The organism is Ornithinibacter sp. (assembly GCF_035443565.1).
In the GTDB taxonomy this organism is placed as follows: domain Bacteria; phylum Actinomycetota; class Actinomycetes; order Actinomycetales; family Dermatophilaceae; genus Fodinibacter.
The window spans coordinates 2,496-6,491 of record NZ_DAORSO010000126.1; the positions used below are offsets into that span (position 1 = coordinate 2,496).

Consider the following 3,996-nt stretch of genomic DNA (forward strand, 5'->3'; position numbering starts at 1 on the left):
CCCCCACCGGGAGCTCCGAGGAATCCCGCACCTCGGCATCCTCGCCGTTCGTCGTCGACCCGACCCAGCCGACGGTCACGCCCTACGGTGTCATCGGCCGCCCGCTCAACCGCCACTCGCCGTTCTACATCGGCTTCTTCGGCGCCACGGGGGCGATCATCGCCATCGGCCTGTGGCGGCTCGTCGGGCAGATCACGACGACGCTGACGCTGCTCGTCGTCTCCCTCTTCATCGCGCTCGCACTCAGCCCGATCGTCGACGGCCTCGTGTCGCGGGGCGTGCGCCGGGCCGCGGCCGTGGCCGCCGTCTTCAGCGGGTTGCTCGTGATCTTCGGCGTGATCCTGGCCGTGGTCATCCCGCCCGTCGCCCTCGAAGGGGCGGAACTGGCGCGACAGGCCCCCGGATACGTCGAGCAGCTCCTTGATGCCCGCTGGGTGCGCGACCTCGACGCGAACTATGACGTCCTGGATACCCTCCAGGCCGAGATCCGAGCGCGGGCCATGGACCAGTCGTTCATCCAGGGGGTGCTCGGCGGCATCTTCGGGGTGGGCAGAGCCGTGCTCAACGGCACCTTCCAGGTCTTCACGGTGCTCGTGCTGACGCTGTACTTCCTGGGGTCGCTGCCGCGCGTCAAGCAGGCTGGTTACGCCCTCGTGCCGGCCTCGCGGCGGGCCCGCGTCGAGCCGCTGTCGGAGGAGATCATGCGCCGGGTGGGCTCCTACGCCCTGGGCCAGGTCTCCATCGCCACCCTGAACGGGGTGCTGTCGTACCTGATGATGACCCTCGTCGGCATCCCGTACGCCGCGGTGCTCGCCGTGACCGTCGGCCTGCTCGGGCTCATCCCGATGATCGGTGCCACCCTCGGGGCGGTGCTCGTGTGCGCCATCGCGTTCGTCTCCGAGCCGAACACGGCGCTCATCGCGGGCGTGTACTACCTGATCTACCAGCAGCTCGAGAACTACCTCGTGGCACCGCGGATCATGCAGCGCACCGTGTCGGTGCCGGGGCCGGTCACCGTCGTCGCCGCCCTCGCCGGCGGCGCGCTGCTCGGGGTGCTCGGCGCCCTGCTCGCGATCCCGGTGGCCGCCGGGCTCCTGCTGCTCTACGAAGAGGTGCTGGTCCCGCGCCAGAACCGCGCCTGACCGCCCCCTACGGCTCAGGGGCGGGCGGCGTGCCGGGCCGACCAGCAGCGGGTGTGCCAGTGCCGCCGCTCATCGATACCGCCGACCCCCTGCGCCGGCCACACGACGACGTGCGGCGTACCGACGGCAATGCCCTGGTGACACCCCGGGCACCGGTACTCACGGGTCGATGTCGCCCCCGACAGCTGGCGGACGTGCCACGGACGGCCCGAGTAGGACTGGGTACCGACCTCGCTGGCGCCCGAGAGCGGCCGGGACTCGAGGTCGCGGCGGCGGCGGTTGGCCCTGGGCATGCCGCCCATGCTTCCAGACGACGTCAGCCCGTGATGCGCGCGCTCGTCGGGTCGTACATCGGACGCAACGACACCACGGCCGGATGCCGGGTCCCGGCGACATCGACCTCCCACCGCCCGTCGGCGAGCCACTGCGGCGTCACCGGCCCGTCGCCGCCGACGAACGCCAGGCCCACCGCGCCGCCGAGGGTCCAGCCGTACGACGCCGAGCGCACCTCCCCGACGACGACACCGTCGCGCAGCACCGGCTCGGCGTGGAAGAGCAGCGGCTCGGGGTCGCTCAGCAGCACCTGGACGAGCCGGTGGTGCGGTGTGCCCCGCTCCTTGGCCGCCAGGGTGGCCTCGCGCCCGACGAACCCGCCCGGCTTGTCGAGGGCGACGGCGAAACCGAGCCCGACGCCGTAGACGTCGTCGGTGTTGTCGATGTCGTGGCCGAAGTCGCGGTAGCCCTTCTCCATCCGCAGGCTCGACAACGCCTTGAGACCCACGGGTCGGATGCCGTGCGCAGCACCCGCCGCGAGGACGGCATCCCACACCTCGCCCGCGCGCGAAGCGGGCGCGTACAGCTCCCACCCCAGCTCACCGAGGTAGGTGATGCGGATGGCGAGCACCTCGACACCGGCGATGTCGACGCGGCGCGCCGCCCGGAACGGGAAGGCCTCACTCGACCAGTCAGCGCCGGGAGCAGCCTGCGCGAGGGTCGCGCGGGAGCTGGGGCCCTGCACGGTGAGCAGCGCGAGCTCGGTCGTGACGTCCTCGACGGTGGCGTCGGCGTCTCCGACCGCCCGCCGCAGCTGGCCCAGCGCCGACCCGTGCGCGGTGTCGGACACGACGACGAGGAAGTCGTCCGCCGCCAAGCGGGTCACCGTGAGGTCGGCCCGGATGCCACCGTCCTCCCCGAGCCACTGGGTGTACGTGATGACCCCGTCGCGCTCGTTGACCGCGCCAGCGCTCAGGCGGTCGAGCACCACGCCGGAATCAGGCCCGCGCACCGCGAACTTGGCCATGAACGACATGTCCATGAGCCCGACGGCCTCGCGCACCGCCTCGTGCTCGGCGCGCCAGTTCGCGAACCACGGGTGGTGCCCCCAGCCTGGTTCGTCGGTGGGGGTCTGCCCACGCCCGGCGTACCAGGCCGCGGACTCCCAGCCGCTGACGTCACCCAGACGGGCACCCTCCGAGACCAGCCGGTCGTGCACGGGTGAGGTGAACTCGCCACGCGCGGAGGTGAGCTCGATGCCCGGGGTGTGAACGGCATACACGGTGCCGAGGATCTCGGCGGTGCGCTGCGCTCGGTGCGTCGGGTTGAGCTGCCAGTCCCGGAAGCGGGCGACGTCGAACCCGGTGACGTCGACGTCGGGGTGGCCGTCGGCGACCCACTGAGCGACGATGCGGCCCATCCCGCCAGCCGACAGGATGCCGACGGAGTTCAGCCCCGCACACACGAAGTAGCCGTGGATGCCGGGAGCCTCACCCACCGCCGGCGCGAGGTCGGGGGTGAAGGACTCGGGCCCGCAGAAGAACGTGCGGATGCCGACGGTCTCGACAACCGGTACGCGCGCGATGGCGCGCTCGACGAAGGGGCCCATCCGGTCCCAGTCGGGGGCGATCTCACCGAAGGAGAAGTCGCGTGGGATGCCGTCGACGTTCCATGCGGCGGCGACCGGCTCGAAGAGCCCGACCATCATGCCGCCGCCCTCCTCGCGGTAGTAGCCGTAGGAGGCCGGGTCCTCGAACACCGGCGCGTCCGGGCTCATGCCGTCGATCGGCTCGGTGATGAGGTAGTAGTGCTCGGCCGCCTGGTTCGGCACGACGACGCCGTTGCGCTCGGCGAGCTCACGGGCCCACATGCCCGCGCAGTTGACGACGACGTCGCACTCGACGTCACCGGCATCCGTGCGGACCCCGGTGACCTCCTCGACGAGCCCGCGCGGGCGGGTGACGACCTGCTCGACCCGCACCCCCTCGACGATCCTGACCCCGAGGTTGCGGGCCCCCCTGGCCAGGCTCATCGTGACGTCGACCGGGTTGACCCGGCCGTCGCCCGGCACGTGGAGGCCCGCGAGCAGGTCGTCGGTGCGCGCCAGCGGGAAGAGGTCGGCCATCTCCTTCGGGCCGATCTCCTCGACCTCGAGGCCGATGTGGCGCTGGAACGCCGCGACCCGGCGGTACTCCTCGAGCCGGTCCGCGTCCGCAGCCGCCTCGATGAGCCCGACCGGCTTGAACCCCGTCGCCACACCCGTCTCCGCCTCCAGGCGGGCATAGAGATCACGCGAGTACAGCCGCATCCGGGTGTTCGTCTCGCTCGTGGAGCCGAAACAGGTCATCAGGCCGGCCGCGTGCCATGTCGTGCCGGACGTCAGCCGGTCACGTTCGAGCACGAGGACATCGGTGATGCCCAGATGCGCCAGGTGGTAGGCGATCGAGGCGCCGATGACGCCTCCTCCGATGATGACGACCCGGGCCCGCGCCGGCAATGCTGTGCTCACCCGCCCAACCTATCCACCCCGCGCCCGGCTCGGTTCCCCCTCCCCCGTCGAGAGGAGGCAACACGCAGGCGG

Annotated in this window: 3 protein-coding genes; 1 reads left to right on the forward strand and 2 read right to left on the reverse strand. The window is 71.8% G+C overall.

Annotation, left to right across the window (positions count from 1 at the left end; translation table 11 throughout):
* A partial coding sequence (locus PLL68_RS11430) for an AI-2E family transporter (protein WP_324534189.1) occupies nucleotides 1–1,142 on the forward strand: 1,142 nt, incomplete at its 5' end.
* 14 nt (nucleotides 1,143–1,156) lie between these two features.
* On the opposite strand, the gene PLL68_RS11435 is transcribed toward PLL68_RS11430, so the two are convergent.
* Nucleotides 1,157–1,435, reverse strand: coding sequence for an Rv1322 family protein (locus PLL68_RS11435; RefSeq protein ID WP_324534191.1), 279 nt, complete (start codon nucleotides 1,433–1,435; stop codon nucleotides 1,157–1,159).
* Nucleotides 1,436–1,458: 23 nt separating this feature from the next.
* Entirely contained in the window at nucleotides 1,459–3,924 is a 2,466-nt protein-coding gene (locus PLL68_RS11440) for a GcvT family protein (RefSeq protein ID WP_324534193.1), read from the reverse strand.
* Nucleotides 3,925–3,996 lie beyond the last annotated feature (72 nt).